Here is a 16,199-nt window from a genome sequence, read left to right as displayed (position 1 = left end):
ACGCAATGCGGTTGGGTAGTCTCTTACTGCTGCTGGCCGGCTTGGTGCAGGCCGCGCAGGTGTGGACGGTCCGCGTGGAGGAGCCCACAGGGCTCTACCGCCGGACCAATGAAGCGGTGGCCGTCCCTCTGGCCAAACTGGGCGGACAGTCCGCGGGCTTCACCGTCACCAACGCCGACGGCAGGGAACTGCCCTGGCAGGTGAGCGCGGGGCAACTGCTGTTCCCAGCTTCGCTGATCCCCGGTGAATTGCCGGTCTACAGCGTGTCGTGCTGCGACGCGAAGGCGGCGGCGCCCTTCGTCAATCCCATCCTGCTGCGGCGCCTGGGCCTGAACCGCGTCGAGTTCGGCAACACGTTCTTCCGCGCCGTCATCGACCTGAAAGCTGCGGCGATCGTGGAGGCCTACTCTCTCCGCACCGGTCCGCAGAAGTCCCTGAACCTTGTCGAGACGACACCGGAGGGCGGCGAAGCCCTGAAAGGCGATGTCCACGAAACCACCCCCGAAGCCGAGCGCTTCTCCCCCGCGCCCGTCACCGGAGTCAGCGGCCAGAACACCGGCTGGACCACGCTGGGCGGCCAGGGCAGTTTCACCTCCGTGGAGCTCCTGGAAGCCGGTCCCCTGCGCGGCCGCCTGAAGCTGACGCGGGGCAATGAAACCTGGGAACTCACCTGGACCTCCGGCAATGCCTGGTTCCGCTGGAAGGCCTCGCGCGGCTTCCGGTTCGCCGCGATCTCGGCCACGCCGTACGTTCCGTTCGACCGCTGCAAGGACGGCTCTGAGTACGAATTCCCTGGCGGACCCGGTGAGGAGGAGCCCCTGCCGCGCGATGTCGGTCCGCGCAACTGGCCCACCCTGCCCGGCGGTCACATGGTCTACTACCAGGGCGCCGAGAATTATGGAGCGCTGGGCATCGTCGCCCTCGACTCCGCTCTCCGCTGGACCGGAGCCGGTACCCGCCGCTTCGAGGCCCGCAAGCCCGAAGGAGCTACGGAGATTGCCGTGACCTTCCCTGAGTGGCAAGGCTCCATGACCGCGGTCGCGGCCCGCCAGGAGAACCGCATGCTGCGCCAGCCCCTGCTGGTACAGGTGAGCGCGGTCACCGCCTCCGCCGTCGCCATCCAGCAGCCGGCCGAACGCATGGCCGTCGCAACCGTCGGAACCGGCCCGGCCACAGCGTTCCAGCAGGATGCTCTCCCGCTGGACGGCTCCTGGTCCCTGGCGTTCGTCGAGAAAGGCGAGGGTCCACCCACTTCCGGCTGGAAGACCGTGCAGGTGCCCGGTTCCGTCCACGTCCAGTGGCTCGACCCGTCGAAGATCTACAGCCGCGACGCCGAATGGGTCAGCTACAAGGAGTGGTGGTACAAACGCACCTTCACCGTACCCGAGCGTTTCCAGGGTAAGCGGCTGCGGCTTCAGTTCGAGGCCACCGACTACTACGCCGACACCTACTTGAACGGCGTCTACGTGGGCCGTCACGAAGGCTACATCGATCCTTATGAGTTCGATGTGACGGAGCAAGCGCGCCCCGGGCAGAACGAGCTCCTCGTCCGCGTCTGGACGCCAGTCGACTACTACTGGAAACACCGGCCCTACACCATCAAGGGCGCCTACGGAGCCGTCGACCAGAAGCCCGACGACATCACGGCTCTGGGCATCACGCGCAGCGTCCGCCTGGCGGCCTCTACCGAGACGCAGATCCGCGATGTCGCCGTGGATACGCGGTTGAAGGGCGCGGCGGCCGAGGTGAGCGTCCAGTTGGAAGCCGCGGCCGTCGATCGCGGCTACACCTGGGAACTGACCTTGTCGCCGCGCAATTTCACCGGCTCCCAGCGCATCCAGGTGAAGGCAGAAGCGCGCACCGCGCAGACACTGACGATCCCCGTCGCCCAGCCGCAGCTCTGGTGGACCCGCGATCACGGCAAGCCGAATCTCTACACGCTCGACATCCGCCTGCTCGACGCCAGCGGCCGCGCTGTGGATGGACAGAGCCTGGCGGTGGGCATCCGCGAGATCGAGAAGATCGGTTGGGACTTCTACCTCAACGGCAAGCGGATGTTCATCCGCGGCACGAATTACTACTACCACCTGTACATGTCCGAGATGGACCGTGCGAAGTACGAGCGCGATGTGAAGCTGATGGCCGGCATGAACATCAACATGATCCGGCTGCACTGCCACTTCAGCAATCGCGAATTCTACGACCTGGCGGACGAATCGGGCCTGCTCATCTGGCAGGACTTCCTGGAAGCTTGGTATCCGCACGACCGCGGCTTTGCCCAGCGGGCCGCCATGCTCTACGACAACCACGTCCGCTACGCACGCAACCATCCCAGCATCGCGTTGTGGGCCACCAGCGACGAAGAGGATTTCGAGAACTACCGCGAAATCACCAAGCACCTCTATCCGCGGCCCTCGACGCTCGATCCCCAGCGCCGCGCCGTCATCCGCTCCACCGGCCGCTTCGGCGACTCGCATGTCTATCACGGCTGGTACAACGGCACGCTCTGGGAGTACACGCAGATGCAGGAACAGTTCGTCTCCGAGCTCGGAGCCACCAGCCTGCCGAACTACGAGACGCTCATCCAGTTCATGCCCAACCAGTGGCCCATCAGGGATCACGCAGACGAGTGGATCTGGCGCCGCCTGCAGATTCCGCAGGCCATGAAAGCCTGGGGCGATCCCGGAGCCCTCTCGCTGAAAGAGTACATCCCCCAGACGCAGGCGTATGTCGCCCGTCTCTTCCAGATCGCGCTGGAGCGCATGCGCCGCCGCAAGAACCAAGGCGCCGGTGGCGTCCTCCACTTCCACGCCATCGACATCTGGCCCTCCGTCACCATGGCCGCCATCGACTTCAACCGCGTCCCCACCAAGGTTTATGACACGGTACGCCGCAGCTTCGAGCCCGTCGCCGCCCTGTTCGAATACGATCGCGACCAATGGAAGCCCGGCGAGACGGTGCGCTGCGGCCTGTGGGCCGTGAACGACCGCTGGACCGCCGTGCCCGGCGCGAAGCTCCGCTGGCGTTTTGAAGGGAAGACGGGCGAGTATCCCGTGTCCCTGGCCGCCGACTCGGTGGTCCGCCTGGGTGCGGCGGAGTTCGCTGCGCCCAATCAACCCGGCCCCTACGAATTGAAGGCGGAGATTGTCGATTCCGCCGGTAAGGTCATCTCCGAAAACGTGTTTGAGTTCGCGGTAGCGCCGTGAACGAAAGGGATGGAATGAGATTAGTGTTCCTGTGCATCCTCGCGCTCAGCGCGGCGGCCCAGCCGTTGACCGTCGGCCAGTTTGCAGCCGAGACCCGGACCTTTTACGGCAAGGCGCAAGGCCTGCCCGCCGATGACGTCCTCTCGGTGCGCGTCGATGCCGCCGGAGCCGTCACGGCCTTCACCAGCAGTGGCGCGGTGATCCTAAGTAACGGCAAATGGGCTGCCTCCCAGGAGAAGGCGCCCGCCTCCGCAAAGAACGCCCGAGCCAAAGATGGACGCGTCGCCGAAGCGCGCGCCGACGGCCTCTACCTGAAAACCGGAGCCGGCCCCTGGCAACGAGTCTTCCCCAAAACCGCCACCCAAAGCTGGGCGCCCGTCGATGTCCGCGGAGTCGCCTTCGATTCCAAAGACCGCCTGTGGTTCGCCAGCCCGCAAGGCGCCGGAGTCCTCGATGGCACCACGTGGACCCTCTACACCGGCCGCGAAGGCCTGCCCTACGACGACTTCACCACCGTCGCCGCCGGTGAGAATGGCGTGGTCTGGTTCGGCACCCACAAGGGCGCCATCCGCTTCGACGGCCAGGTCTGGGAGTACCGCCAGGGCCTGCGCTGGCTGCCCAACGACGACGTGCGCGCGATCGCCGTCAACGCCAACGGAGACGCCTGGATCGCCACCGCCCAGGGTCTCGCCGTCATCGAGCGCAAGCCCATGACCCTCGCCGGGAAGGCCCGCCTCTTCGAAGCCGCGATCGACAAACGCCACCGCCGCACGCCCTACGGCTATGTCCACCCCGTCGTATTGAAACAGCCCGGAGACCTCAGCGAATGGACCCAGACCGACAGCGACAACGACGGCCTGTGGACCTCCATGTACGGCTCCGGCGAGTGCTTCGCCTTTGGAGCCACGGGCAGTCCCGACGCCGCCCGCCGCGCCAAGGCCGCTTTCGAGGCCCTGCGCTTCCTGGGCACCGTCACCCAGGGTGGCGACCACCCGGCCCCCAAGGGCTTCGTCGCGCGATCCATCCTGCCCGTCAGCGGCCCCGACCCGAACCTGCACGACTCCCCTGAACACGACCTGCGCAACCAGCAGACCCGCGACAAGCGCTGGAAAGTGATCACGCCGCGCTGGCCCAAAAGCGCCGACGGCCAGTGGTACTGGAAAACCGACACCAGCTCCGATGAGCTGGATGGCCACTACTTCTTCTACGCCCTCTACTACGACCTGGTGGCCAAAACCGATGCCGAGAAACAGCGCGTCCGCGATCATGTCGCCGCGCTGACAGATCATCTGGTGGAGCACAATTTCCAGCTCGTCGACCACGACGGCAAACCCACCCGCTGGTCCATCTTCAATCCCGAGGAGATCAACAACAACCGCGACTGGTGGCAGGAGCGCGGCATGAACTCGCTGAGCATCCTCGCCTATCTCAAGGTCGCCTCGCACATCACTGGCGACGCGAAGTATGAGAAGGCGTCGCGCTACCTCATCGGGAAGCACGCCTACGACATGAACGTCCTCATCACGAAAACGCACCTGGGCATGGGCGCCGGCAACCAGAGCGACGACGAGATGATCTTCATGAACTTCTACAGCCTGCTGAAATATGAGACCGATCCCGACCTGCGCCAGAAGCTGCTGCTGTCGTTCCGCAACCACTGGGAGAACGAAGTGCCCGAGCTCAACCCCGTCTTCAACTTCCTCTATGCGGCCGTCGCCGCGGGCCAGAAGTACACCGACGCTTACGGTGTGCGAGACCTCTCACCCGAGGGCGCCTGGCAGGCCGAGAGCATCGACACGCTCAAGCGGCTCCCGCTCGACCGCGTCGACTGGCGCGTCTCCAACAGCCACCGCAAGGACATCATTCCCCTGGTGGAGCCGGTTCGCGACGAAGGCAAACGCGCCACCGGCTACCGCGTCAACGGCAAAGTCCTGCCCATCGACGAACGCTATGTCGGCCACTGGAACCACGACCCGTGGACCCTCGACCAGGGCGGCAACGGCCGCAGCCTGGGCGACGGCGGCGTCTACCTGCTGCCCTACTACATGGGCCTCTATCACGGCTTCATCCGGGAGTAATCGATGACCACGAAACTGACCGTCCTCACGCTGCTGGCCGGCGCGGCGTTCGCGGCGGAGCCCGCGCTTCAGCAGCAGTTCCTCTTCGCGCCCCAGAAGCTCCACGCCCATTCGTCCTCTATCGTCGAACTGGCCGACGGCCGCCTGATGACCTGCTGGTACATCGGCTCCGGCGAGCGCACAGCCGACGACGTGAAAGTGCAGGCCGCCTTCCTGAAGAAGGGGGCGAAAGCGTGGGACGCTCCGTTCACGCTCGACGACACACCGGGTTACCCGGACACCAACCCCATCCTGTTCGTCGACAGCAAACAGCGCCTCTGGTTCCTGTGGACCGCGATCCTCGACAATCGCTGGGAGACCGCGCTGCTCAAATTGCGCATCTCGGAGCCCGCCTTCCGCGCGCCCATGCCCAAGTGGTCGCTCTCCGACAACATCCTCCTCATCCCCGAAGGCTTCGCCGGTAAGGTGGGTCCCCGGCTTCGCGAGCTGGTGGAGCCCGTCACCGTCCAGCGCGACCGCAACGAGGCCTTCACCGCCATCGTCCGATCGACGGACAAGCTACTGAACCGCCTGGGCTGGATGCCGCGCATTCATCCCCTGGAGCTGCCCTCCGGCCGTGTCCTCCTCCCGCTCTACTCCGACACCTACAACCTGTCGCTGGTGGCGATCACCGACGACGGCGGCAAAACATGGCGTCCCAGCGAACCCCTGGTCAGCCTCGGCGGAGTCCAACCCTCCCTGGTCAGGAAGAAGGACGGCACGGTGGTAGCGTACATGCGCGACAACGGCCCGCCGCCGCAGCGCGTGCTCGTAAGCGAGTCCAAGGACGACGGCGTGAACTGGGGCGCCGTCACCGATTCCGAGATTCCCAACCCCGGCTCCAGCGTGGAAGTCATCGCATTGAAGACTGGCGAATGGGTGATGGTCCTGAACGACACCGAAAAGGGCCGCAACCGCCTCTCGGTCTGGATGTCACCGGACGAGGGCAAGACCTGGCCCTGGAAGAAGAGCCTGGAGAACACGGAAACGGGCGGCTACTCCTACCCCTCGGTGATTCAAACCCGCGACGGCCAGATCCACGCGACCTACAGCTTCACCGGCCCGCACGCCAAGGGCGAGAAAGAACTGCAGACCATCAAGCACGCCGCGTTCGACAAAGACTGGGTGAAGCGTTAGCCGCGGGCTACTCGATAGCCGTCAGCTTCACATCGGCTGCCGCCGAGGCGCCGGTCCCGACATCCACTACCTTGGCGGCGGTCCGCACCAGATTGCGCAGCGACCCCGTGGTGCGCCACGCCGCATCCGGCCCAAACGCCAACACCCGGTACTTCCCAGCGATCAGCTTCGGGAATGTGGCCAGCCCATTGGCGTCCGTCTGCGCGGTCTTCACATCACGCTGCGGATCCTCCTGGTCGTAATCCTCGGCCAGCAGCGCCACCTGCGCATCCTTCGCCGGACGCGTCCCGTCCATCACGGAGACCTGGATCGAAGCAGTCGCGGGATACAACACCAGTTCCAGCTTCTGTTCCATAGCGCCGCGATTCAAAGTGATCAGCCCGCGAGGCTGGCGGCTGCCGTTGTACCGCACCTCGCCCAACGCCAGCCCGGCCGGCAGTGCCCGGGCATAGACCTTGTACGTCCCGTCCATCACACCCTGGATCTCGAACGACCCGTCCGGCTGCCAGCGCACCGGTGCCAGCTCATCGCCATTACTCATCCGGTCGCGATACGCCAGCGAAACCTGCGGCGGTGACTCCGGCTTCATCACCTCCTGATACGTACCCGCGACCGACTCGTGCAGCTTCGCCTGCCCCCGCATCGCCACACCCTTCGTCATCGCGAGCTCCAGATTGTCGACATTGCGGTCGTCGAGTTCGAAGAAGTGGTAGGCAGCCCGCCGGCCCTGCGGCGATCCCTTGGCCAGCACTGCCTGCAGCCAATACCGGCCCGGCGGCAGGCCATCCAGCCGGAACGAAGACCCCAGGGCAAGTGGCGTCTGGGCGACCGACTGATAGCTCACGGAGTCACCCTGATACTCCACCCGGCCCAACATCACCGGAACTTCGCCGGGGATCTCCTCCCCCTCCAGGGAAAAGATTCGCCCGCGGATGCAGGCCAGGCGCTTCTTCGTCAATTTGAAGTTGGTGGACGCCAGCGTGGCGCCCGGCAGCAGCGTAACGGGACTAGACTGTTCCCGTGCCTCCACTCCGGGATAGTACGAGCGGCCATACGCGATCTCCCGATGATCGCGGAACTCGTCAGCGTCCCCGCCGGGGCTGAACTTCTTGCGTACCGGCAACTCGATCTGCAGGTGGTACTCTCCCGGCGGCAGCCCCTTGATCTCGTATAGGCCCCCGGCCGTGGTGGTTGAGCCTTCCGCAGCCGGCATCAGCGCCCGTGTCCCCTTAAATACCCGCCACTTCAGGGCAGTCACCGACAGTCCCGGCAGCGCCGCCCCGGTGTCCGCATCAACCACCTTCCCCGTGATGGCGCCCTCCGCCTCCAGCGGAATCCGCAACGGCTCCGGATTCTCGCCCGGCTTCACGGAAAATCTCCGCTGGGTCTCGAAACTCATGCCCCATTTCACATAGCCGGGTCGGCTGGCAAAAATCATGAACTCCGCCGGGGCCGTGACCTTGCAGCGAAACAGGCCCTGGTCGCCAGTGAGGAAAGCAAAGCCCGGCGCAGCGGGATCGGGCGACTCGGGCGAGAGCTCCATCTCGAAGGTCCGCATGCTGTAGCTCGCCCCCGGCCCCATCCGCACCAACACGACACGCGCCCCGGAGAGCGGCTGCCTGGTGGCCGAATCGACGACCTGACCGGAGATCTCAGCGAAATCCTGCCCGTGGAGAAGCGCACAAAAAAGCAGCGCCAAAATGGGACGCATATCGCAATTAGTCTGAATTATTAGTCAACAGGAGACAAGCGGGAAAGTGCGGGGGCGCCAGGCGGGATGAGGAAACAAAGGGCCGCACCCGTAAGCACGGCCCCCGAAAAAAACTCTTACTGAACCAGGCCGCAGGCCAGGCGCGCGCCGGCATTGCCCGCCGGATCGCTCTTCATGTCGTCTTCCTTCTCGTGGATCACCAGCGACGTGCCACCCGCATGGAACAGCGAGGTCTCGCCATCACCCGCCAGCGTGATGCCCTGGATGACGGTCTTGAACGTCCCCGTACCCTTCGCGCTGATCGTGAAATTGGGCATGTCGCCGGCATGGTGCCCTGCCGGATTCATCATGCCGTGCTGCTTCTTGGCGGGATTGAAGTGGCCGCCCGCCGTCGTGAACGCGGGCCCTTCACACTTGCCCACCGTGTGCACATGGATTGCATGGACGCCCGCCGGAAGGCCGGTCGCCTTCACGGAAAGCTGAACGCCGCCCTTCACTGCCTTGAACTTCGCGGTGGCAACTACCTTGCCCTGCGCGTCTTTGACTTCCGCGGTGGCCGCCTTCCGATCGCCCTGAGCCCCGGCCAGGGTGAGAGCGGAGAACGCCAGGGCCGTCGTAGCGGCCAGAATGGAACGAGTTGTCATCGATTGGATCTCCTTGGTCCAATTCTACGGGAATTCCGAACGCCCGCAGCACCCTCCTTGTCAGCGGCCTGCTCGGCACCGGATCCCCGCGCGACAATAGACGGGATGTCTGATTTGTCTTCCCACCGCGCGCCCGTCATCGTCCTCGGCGCCGGACCCGCCGGCCTGGGCGCCGCCTGGCAGCTCGCCCGACGCGGCTTCTCCGTCACCGTCGTCGAACGCGGCCCCGCCGTGGGCGGCAATGCCGGCAGCCTCACCCTCGACGGCCAGCGCGTCGACTTCGGCAGTCATCGCCTCCATCCCTCCTGCGCCCCCGCCATCCTGGCCGACATCCGCTCGTTCCTCGGTGGCGACCTGCTCGACCGCCCCCGTCACGGCCGCATCCACCTCGGCGGACGCTGGCTCCACTTCCCCCTCAAGCCCGCCAACCTGCTGCTCCACGCACCGCCCGCCTTCGCCGCCGGCGTCCTTCGCGATGCCCTCTGGAAACCCCGGCCCAACGGCCCCGAGAACTTCGCCTCCGTCCTCGCCGCCGGCCTCGGCCCCACCATCTGCCAAGACTTCTACTTCCCCTACGCCCTCAAGATCTGGGGCATGGACCCCCAGCGCCTCGACGCCGAACAGGCCCGCCGCCGCGTCTCCGCCGGCTCTCTCTCCAAAATGGTCCGCAAGGTCCTGGCGCCTTCCAATAAGGGCCGCTTCTATTACCCGCGCCTGGGCTTTGGACAGATCAGCGAAGCCTACGCCGCCGCCGCCCAACAGGCCGGAGCGCAAATCCTCCTCAACACCTCAGTCACCGGCATCGCCCTCCCCGGCAACAGCCGGGCCGTCGTCCAAGTCCGCGACTCCAGCGGTGAACGTGCACTGCCCCCCGGCCTCGTCCTCTCCACCATCCCCCTCCCCCAACTGGCCCGCCTCCTCCAGCCAACCGCCCCGGAAGCCATCCTCGAGGCCGGCGGCGCGCTCCGCTACCGGGCCATGATCCTCATCTACCTCACCCTCGACACGCCTCAATTCACTGAGTACGACGCCCACTACTTCCCAGCCGCCGAGATCGCCATCACCCGCCTCTCTGAACCCAAAAACTACGGCCTCCACGGGCCCGCCGGCACCACGGTCCTCTGCGCTGAACTCCCGTGCGATCCCGCCGACACCGTCTGGACCGCCTCCGACGCGGATCTTCAGAAGCTGGTCCTCGACTCGCTGAGCCGCGCCGGCATCCCCTACACCGGACGCGTCCTCACCACCACCGCCCGCCGACTCGGCCAGGCCTATCCGGTCTACGAGAGCGGTTTCCGTCGCCACTTCGAACAGTTGGACCAATGGGTGGGACGGCTCGACGGCGTGCTCACCCTCGGCCGCCAGGGCCTGTTCGCCCACGACAACACGCACCACACCCTCGCCATGGCCTACGCCGCCTCCGAGTGCATCGACGACTCCGGCCACTTCAATCGCGAGCGCTGGCAGCATCACCGCCGTACCTTCGAAGAGTTCGTGGTGGAGGATTAACGCCACATGACCCCCAAGGCCCTCGCCTGGCGGCTCTTCTTCACCTGCTGGACCGTCTATACCGCCTACTGGGCCCCCTGGATCATCCGCGAGCAGTTTCCCGCCCTCTCCCTCGCCGAAGAAGGCACCCTCAACGTCGCCCGCTTCGACGGCTTCATCGAAGACATCTTCCGCGGACCCCACGGCGGCGCCTACATCAACAACAACCCCGGGGCCTCCCTCGCCGGAGCCGTCCCCCTCCTGCTGGGCCGCCCCCTCCTCCACCAGGCCATCGAATGGGAGAAGCACCTGCCCACCCCGCGCATCCGCCCCGACGAACGCGCCGAAGTGGTCGCCGCCCGCAAAGGCCTGCTCGCTTACTTCCTCGTCGCCGCCTTCCTCACTGTCGCCGGACTCATGGCCCCCGTCTCCGCCCTCGCCGCCGCCCTGCTCGGCCGCCGCCTGGCCGAAGCCGGCATTGAGACAAAGTACGCCGCCACCGCCGCCCTCACGCTCGCCTTCGGTACCCCCGTCTTCTTCCGTACCCTCTACCTCAACCACAACCTGCTGGTCGGCCACCTCGGCCTGTTCGTCGCCCTGCTCCTCTGGGATCGAACCTGGACCCGCAACCGCCTCCTCCTCGCCGGCTTACTCTGCGGCTATGCCGTCCTCTGCGACTTCACCGGACTCCTGCTCGCCGGCATCGTCGGCCTCTGCCTGCTCACCACCCGCTGGCGATCGGCCATCCCCTTCACCCTCGGAACCCTGCCCGGTGTCCTCGGGCTCGCCGCCTACCAGTCCCTCTCCTTCGGCAACCCCCTGCTGCCCTCCCAGCACTACATGCCGCCCACCGCCCCCACCGCCCAGGGCTACCGCGGCTTCAGTTGGCCTTCTCCTGATCTCGCCTGGGCCAACTTCTTCCACCCCGCCTGGGGCCTCTTTGCCTATTGCCCTCTGCTCCTGCTCGCCTTCGCCGCCCCGTTTGTCTCTTCCGGCAGATGGCGCGTCCCGCCCATCCTCGCCCGGTGGATCTACGCCTACTTCGCCGCCTTCGTCCTCTTCTGCGCCGCCAATCAATACTCCTGGCTCCAATGGAATACCGGCATGCGCTACCTCGTCCCCGTCGTGCCCGGCATGCTCCTGCTCAGCCTCCAGGTGCTCCAGGCCTGGCCCCGCTGGCTCGGCTGGACCGTCCTTGCCCTCAGCGTCGCCCATAGCTGGTCCATCGCCGCGTCATACGAACTCCACGCCCTCAAAGCCCCCCTCGCCCTCCTCACCAACGGACCCAGCCTCGCCTGGCTCGACCGCCTCCGCTACATGGGCTGGGCCACCCTCTCTCCCTGGCTTCCCTGGACTTGCTTCTTTACATCAGTAGTAATTCTGGCCACGGTGTGGCTTGCCCCACGCACCAAAGCCTGATATCCGCTCGAACGCATGGTAAAATACTGGATTCAACCGTAACAGGTTTGTATTGGAGGAGGCCGTGCTGGTGCCTGTTCTCCAGCTTCCCCACAGGGGGCTGGCGGCTCAGTCGGTGGGTCGAAAATCGTGGTCACAGGGGGAACTCGCGCCTTGAGGTTCCTCTATTTCACGACGTTTTACCCGCCCTATAGCTTCGGGGGCGATGCGGTGTACCTTCACCGCATGTCGCATGCCCTTGCTGACGCCGGTCATACCGTCGACGTCGTCCACTGCATCGACTCCTATCACCTGCAACATCCGGCCGAGCCCGAGGTCCGCTGGGCCGAACACCCCAACGTCACCCGCCACGAACTCCGCAGCCCGTTCGGCTGGCTCTCCCCCCTGGTGACGCACCAGACCGGCCGCCCGTTGCTCACAATGAAGCGGCTCAACGAAATTGTCAGGTCCAAGCCGTTCGACGTCGTCCACTACCACAACATCTCGCTGCTCGGCCCCGGCGTCCTCGAACTCGAGCCCCCCACCCCGGACTTCGTCAAACTCTACACCGCCCACGAGCACTGGCTCGTCTGCCCCATGCACGTCCTGTGGAAGTACGGCTCCCACGCCTGCGAATCCGCCGACTGCCTGAAGTGCACCGTCCACGGCCATCGCCCGCCCCAACTCTGGCGCTACACCGGCTATCTCGAAAAGGCCGCCCGCCACGTCGACCAGTTCCTCAGCCCCAGCCGCTTCTGCGGCCGCATGCACGCTGAGCGCGGTTTCCCTTACCCCGTCGAGCAGCTCCCCTACTTCATGGAGCGCCAGGACGCCGACTGGCAGAATCCCGGCCCCCGGCCGCAGGATCGCCCCTACTTCCTCTTCGTCGGACGCCTGGAACGCATCAAGGGCCTCCACACCCTCATCGACGCCTGGAGCAAGGTCCGCGAGTGGGACCTCGTCGTCGCCGGCACCGGAGCCGAAGAGGCCCAACTCCGCGCCCAGGCCGCCGGCAACCCGCACATCCGCTTCGTCGGCGGTCAATCCCAGCAGCAACTGGCCGGCCTCTACGCGCACGCCGTCGCCACCATCGTGCCCTCCGTGACGTACGAGACCTTCGGCATCATCATCATCGAATCACTCGCCCGCAAGCGGCCCGTCATTGTGAGAGACTTAGGCGCCCTGCCGGAAGTGGTCGCGGACTCCGGCGGCGGCATGGTCTATCGCGACAATGAGGAACTGCTGGCGGCAGTGCGCAGAATGGGCTCCAGCCCCGGCCTCAGCGCCGATCTCGGAGCTCGCGGATATGAAGCGTTTGTCCGGCTTTGGACCCGGCCAGCGCACTTCGACCGCTACTTCAGCTTCATCGAAGAAGCCCGTCGAAGAAGGTACGGAACCAGGGAAGAATGGCAAACTATCTCATCACCGGCGGTGCGGGCTTTATAGGCTCGCACCTCGCCGAGAAACTACTGGCCGCGGGACACTCCGTCACGGCGCTGGATGATCTCTCCAGCGGGTCGCGCCTCAACATCGCGCACCTGCTCGGCGAGAGCCGCTTCCGCTTTGTCGAATCATCCGTACTCCAGTGCGCCGCTCTCCCTGAGATGGTCGCCTCCGCCGATGCCGTCTACCACCTCGCCGCCACCGTCGGCGTCTTCAACATCATCAAAAGTCCCGTCGAAACCATCGGCAATAACATCGACGGCACCCAGGTCGTCCTCCGCGCCGCCGCCGCCCACAAGACCAAGGTCCTCCTCACCTCCACCTCCGAGGTCTACGGCAAGAGCGAACACGCCCCCTTCGCTGAAAACGACGACCTCGTCCTGGGCCCCACCAGCAAAGGCCGCTGGAGCTATGCCGCCAGCAAAATCATCGACGAGTTCCTCGCCCTCGCCTTCTGGCGCGAATTCGGCGTACCCACCGTCGTCACCCGCCTCTTCAACACCATCGGACCCCGCCAGACCGGCGAGTACGGCATGGTCGTTCCGCGCTTCGTTAAACAGGCACTGAGAGGCCAGAGCCTTCAGGTGTTCGGCGACGGCCGGCAGTCCCGCTCGTTCACCGATGTCAGCGATGTCGTCGAGTGGCTCACCCGCCTCATCGCCCTCGACGCCGCCGTCGGCCAGGTCATCAATCTCGGCAATACCGTCGAAATCACCATCACCGAACTCGCCCAGCGCGTCCTCGCCGTCACCGGGTCCCAATCGGAAATCGAGTACATTCCCTATACCCAGGCTTACGAGCATGGCTTCGAAGACATCGCCCGCCGCGTCCCCGACATCAGCAAAGTCGTCGCCCTCACCGGCTACCAGCCGCGCATCGGCCTCGACGAAACCCTCGAGCGCATCCGTCAATCCCAGTTGGCCGGCCAGGTAACAGGATGAGCAGGGCCCGCGTCGACATCGTCATTCCCGTCCTGAACGAAGCGCATGTCCTGGCGCGCAGCGTCGCCACCGTCCGCGCCTACCTGCAGAGCGGCTTCGACTACGACTGGCGCATCGTCATCGTCGACAACGGCTCCATCGACGGCACCGGGGTCGTGGCCCGCGAACTCTGCGAGGCTCATCCCGACGTGCTCTGCATGAGCCTCCGCCAGAAAGGCCGCGGCCGCGCCCTCCGCCAGTCCTGGATGCAAAGCGATGCCGACGCCGTCTGCTACATGGATGTCGACCTCAGCACCGAGCTGCGCTACCTGAACCTGCTCATCGACTCCATCCTCAAACACGGCTACGACGTCGCCACCGGCTCCCGCCTCCTGCCTGCTTCGAAAACCCGCCGCTCTTTCTTCCGCGAGACCGTCTCGCGCATCTACAATCTCCTCGTCCGCACCGCCCTCGGCACCCAATTCAGCGATGCCCAATGCGGCTTCAAGGCCATGAGCCGCGCCGCCGTCCAGGCCATCGTGCCCCAGGTCCGCGACGAATCCTGGTTCTTCGATACCGAGATGCTCACCCTCGCCGAAAAGCAGGGCTTCCGCATCGCCGACATCCCGGTCGAATGGAACGAAGACGACGACAGCCGCGTAAAAATCCTCCGCACCGCCTGGGATGACATCAAAGGCATCTGGCGCGTCCGGAAAACTCTTAGACAAGTCCGGCCGGAAGTCTCGGCCCTGAGCGCAGGGAGGCGTCCGTGAAGGTCTTACTCGTGAACCCGTTCCAGGTCGACCTGGTCCAGAAAAAGGGCCGCATCTACAACCGTACGTGGACGCCGCTCGATCTCGCCTACTGCGGCGCCATCCTCGAACAGGACGGCATCGAAGTCGCCATCCTCGACGCCAACGCCGAACAACTCGGCCCCCAGGAAGTCGCCGCCCGCGCCAAAGGCTACGACAAGGTGTTCATCACCTCCACCAGCCTCGACCGCTGGCAGTGCCCCCACCTCGACATCCACCCCTTCCTCAAAACCGTCCACGCCCTCAACGCCGTCGTCCCCGAAGTCTTCGTCATGGGCAGCCACGGCACCGTCAAGCCCGAGGAGATGCTGGCCGAGACCCGCGCCCGCGCCGTCCTCCGCGGTGAACCCGAAACCACCGTCCGCGAACTCTGCGGCGGCCTGCCCTTCAGCGAGGTGCGCGGCATCACCTGGCACGACGGCGAGAAGGTCGTCCACAACCAGGACCAGAAGCCCGTGCAGATGGAACAGCTCCCCATGCCGGCCTTCCACCTGCTCCCCATGCACCAGTACCACTACGAAATGCTGGGCGGCAATTTCACCCTCTTCGAGATGTCCCGCGGCTGCGCCTCCAAGTGCACCTTCTGCCTGCTCAAAACCTACGGCGTCGGCGTCCGCAAGAAGAGCGTCGAACGGCTGGTAGCCGAAGTCGAGTACGGCGTGAAGAACTTCGGCATCAAAACCGCCTACTTCATGGACCTCGAGTTCACCGTCCTCCGCAAGCAGGTGGTCGAGTTCTGCAAGATCCTCATCGAGAAGAAACTCGACTTCACCTGGTGCTGCCAGACCCGCCTCGACCTCGTCGACGAAGAACTCCTGGCCCTCATGAAGAAGGCCGGCTGCCGCCTCATCCACACCGGCGTGGAAGCCGGCAGCGAAGAGGTGCTGCGCATCGTCGACAAAGGCATCACCATGCCCCAGATCGAGAAGGGCATGCGCCTCATCCACCAGGCCGGTATCGAGACCGCCTGCTTCTTCATAATGGGCTTCCCGGAATCCGGCAAGGACGAGATGGGCAACATCGTCAGCCTCGCCAAACGCCTCAGCCCCACTTACGCCCTCTTCCACATCGCCGCGCCCTATCCCGGCACCCGTCTCTATGAGCAGGTGAAGAACGATCCCAACATCCGCTTCAGCGACGGCTCCCTCTTCCCCGAAGCCATCGAAGGCCGCTTCACCCTGCCTGAACTCAAGGCGATGACGCGCAAGGCTTACCTGTCTTACTACCTCAGGCCCTCCTACGTCTGGGCCCGCCTCATGAAGGGCGAAATCCGGCCGCTGGCCAGCCAGTTCTGGCTGTTTTTGCAGTTTGTCCGTACCTGAC

At 65.4% G+C, this 16,199-nt stretch carries 11 protein-coding genes; 9 read left to right on the top strand and 2 right to left on the bottom strand.

Features of this window, described 5'->3' with window-relative positions; genetic code table 11:
• Window positions 1-5: 5 nt before the first annotated feature.
• From ACR9Y2_RS08570 to ACR9Y2_RS08560, 3 genes are read left to right on the top strand one after another with little or no spacing between them, the layout of a single operon-like run.
• Window positions 6-3,206 carry a beta-mannosidase gene (locus ACR9Y2_RS08570; protein WP_435040690.1) on the top strand — a complete coding sequence of 1,067 codons (3,201 nt, stop codon included), beginning with the start codon at window positions 6-8 and terminating at the stop codon, window positions 3,204-3,206.
• A gap of 14 nt (window positions 3,207-3,220) precedes the next feature.
• Entirely contained in the window at window positions 3,221-5,284 is a 2,064-nt protein-coding gene (locus tag ACR9Y2_RS08565) for a hypothetical protein (RefSeq protein WP_435040689.1), read from the top strand.
• Between the two features lie 3 nt (window positions 5,285-5,287).
• Entirely contained in the window at window positions 5,288-6,460 is a 1,173-nt protein-coding gene (locus ACR9Y2_RS08560; RefSeq protein WP_435040688.1) for a sialidase family protein, read from the top strand.
• A 7-nt stretch (window positions 6,461-6,467) separates the two neighbouring features.
• Here ACR9Y2_RS08560 and ACR9Y2_RS08555 read toward each other — a convergent pair whose 3' ends face one another.
• Window positions 6,468-8,171 (bottom strand): carboxypeptidase regulatory-like domain-containing protein, encoded by a 1,704-nt coding sequence (locus ACR9Y2_RS08555; protein WP_435040687.1) that lies wholly within the window; start codon window positions 8,169-8,171, stop codon window positions 6,468-6,470.
• 116 nt (window positions 8,172-8,287) lie between these two features.
• Complete coding sequence (locus ACR9Y2_RS08550) at window positions 8,288-8,815, bottom strand: superoxide dismutase family protein (protein WP_435040685.1); 528 nt, start codon at window positions 8,813-8,815, stop codon at window positions 8,288-8,290.
• A 105-nt stretch (window positions 8,816-8,920) separates the two neighbouring features.
• Between ACR9Y2_RS08550 and ACR9Y2_RS08545 the strand changes: the two genes are divergently transcribed.
• From ACR9Y2_RS08545 to ACR9Y2_RS08520, 6 genes are all read left to right on the top strand, one after another.
• Complete coding sequence (locus ACR9Y2_RS08545) at window positions 8,921-10,324, top strand: FAD-dependent oxidoreductase (RefSeq protein ID WP_435040684.1); 1,404 nt, start codon at window positions 8,921-8,923, stop codon at window positions 10,322-10,324.
• Window positions 10,325-10,330: 6 nt separating this feature from the next.
• Window positions 10,331-11,722, top strand: coding sequence for a hypothetical protein (locus ACR9Y2_RS08540; protein ID WP_435040683.1), 1,392 nt, complete (start codon window positions 10,331-10,333; stop codon window positions 11,720-11,722).
• 153 nt (window positions 11,723-11,875) lie between these two features.
• Window positions 11,876-13,147: a glycosyltransferase family 4 protein gene (locus tag ACR9Y2_RS08535; RefSeq protein ID WP_435040682.1), complete on the top strand. Its 1,272-nt coding sequence runs from the start codon at window positions 11,876-11,878 to the stop codon at window positions 13,145-13,147.
• Window positions 13,108-14,085: an NAD-dependent epimerase/dehydratase family protein gene (locus ACR9Y2_RS08530; protein ID WP_435040681.1), complete on the top strand. Its 978-nt coding sequence runs from the start codon at window positions 13,108-13,110 to the stop codon at window positions 14,083-14,085. Before ACR9Y2_RS08535 ends, ACR9Y2_RS08530 begins: the two co-directional genes overlap by 40 nt.
• Window positions 14,082-14,837, top strand: a complete 756-nt coding sequence (locus ACR9Y2_RS08525) for a dolichyl-phosphate beta-glucosyltransferase (protein WP_435040680.1) — start codon at window positions 14,082-14,084, stop codon at window positions 14,835-14,837. Before ACR9Y2_RS08530 ends, ACR9Y2_RS08525 begins: the two co-directional genes overlap by 4 nt.
• The gene (locus ACR9Y2_RS08520; RefSeq protein ID WP_435040679.1) at window positions 14,834-16,198 is read left to right on the top strand and encodes a B12-binding domain-containing radical SAM protein; all 1,365 of its coding nucleotides are present in this window, start codon (window positions 14,834-14,836) and stop codon (window positions 16,196-16,198) included. The genes ACR9Y2_RS08525 and ACR9Y2_RS08520 overlap by 4 nt, the downstream gene beginning before the upstream one ends.
• Window position 16,199 lies beyond the last annotated feature (1 nt).

Source organism: Paludibaculum fermentans (assembly GCF_051172195.1).
GTDB classification, from domain to species: Bacteria; Acidobacteriota; Terriglobia; order Bryobacterales; family Bryobacteraceae; genus Paludibaculum; species Paludibaculum fermentans_A.
The sequence above is the reverse complement of the archived record's forward strand: the minus strand, read 5'-3'. Positions and strand labels throughout refer to the sequence as shown.

Excerpts from the sequence above, each read along its gene's own strand:
- ACR9Y2_RS08555 (WP_435040687.1), bottom strand. The coding sequence starts at position 8,171 with ATGCGTCCCATTTTGGCGCTGCTTTTTTGTGCGCTTCTCCACGGGCAG.
- ACR9Y2_RS08550 (WP_435040685.1), bottom strand. The coding sequence starts at position 8,815 with ATGACAACTCGTTCCATTCTGGCCGCTACGACGGCCCTGGCGTTCTCC.
- ACR9Y2_RS08545 (WP_435040684.1), top strand. The coding sequence starts at position 8,921 with ATGTCTGATTTGTCTTCCCACCGCGCGCCCGTCATCGTCCTCGGCGCC.
- ACR9Y2_RS08540 (WP_435040683.1), top strand. The coding sequence starts at position 10,331 with ATGACCCCCAAGGCCCTCGCCTGGCGGCTCTTCTTCACCTGCTGGACC.
- ACR9Y2_RS08525 (WP_435040680.1), top strand. The coding sequence starts at position 14,082 with ATGAGCAGGGCCCGCGTCGACATCGTCATTCCCGTCCTGAACGAAGCG.
- ACR9Y2_RS08530 (WP_435040681.1), top strand. The coding sequence starts at position 13,108 with ATGGCAAACTATCTCATCACCGGCGGTGCGGGCTTTATAGGCTCGCAC.
- ACR9Y2_RS08565 (WP_435040689.1), top strand. The coding sequence starts at position 3,221 with ATGAGATTAGTGTTCCTGTGCATCCTCGCGCTCAGCGCGGCGGCCCAG.
- ACR9Y2_RS08560 (WP_435040688.1), top strand. The coding sequence starts at position 5,288 with ATGACCACGAAACTGACCGTCCTCACGCTGCTGGCCGGCGCGGCGTTC.
- ACR9Y2_RS08570 (WP_435040690.1), top strand. The coding sequence starts at position 6 with ATGCGGTTGGGTAGTCTCTTACTGCTGCTGGCCGGCTTGGTGCAGGCC.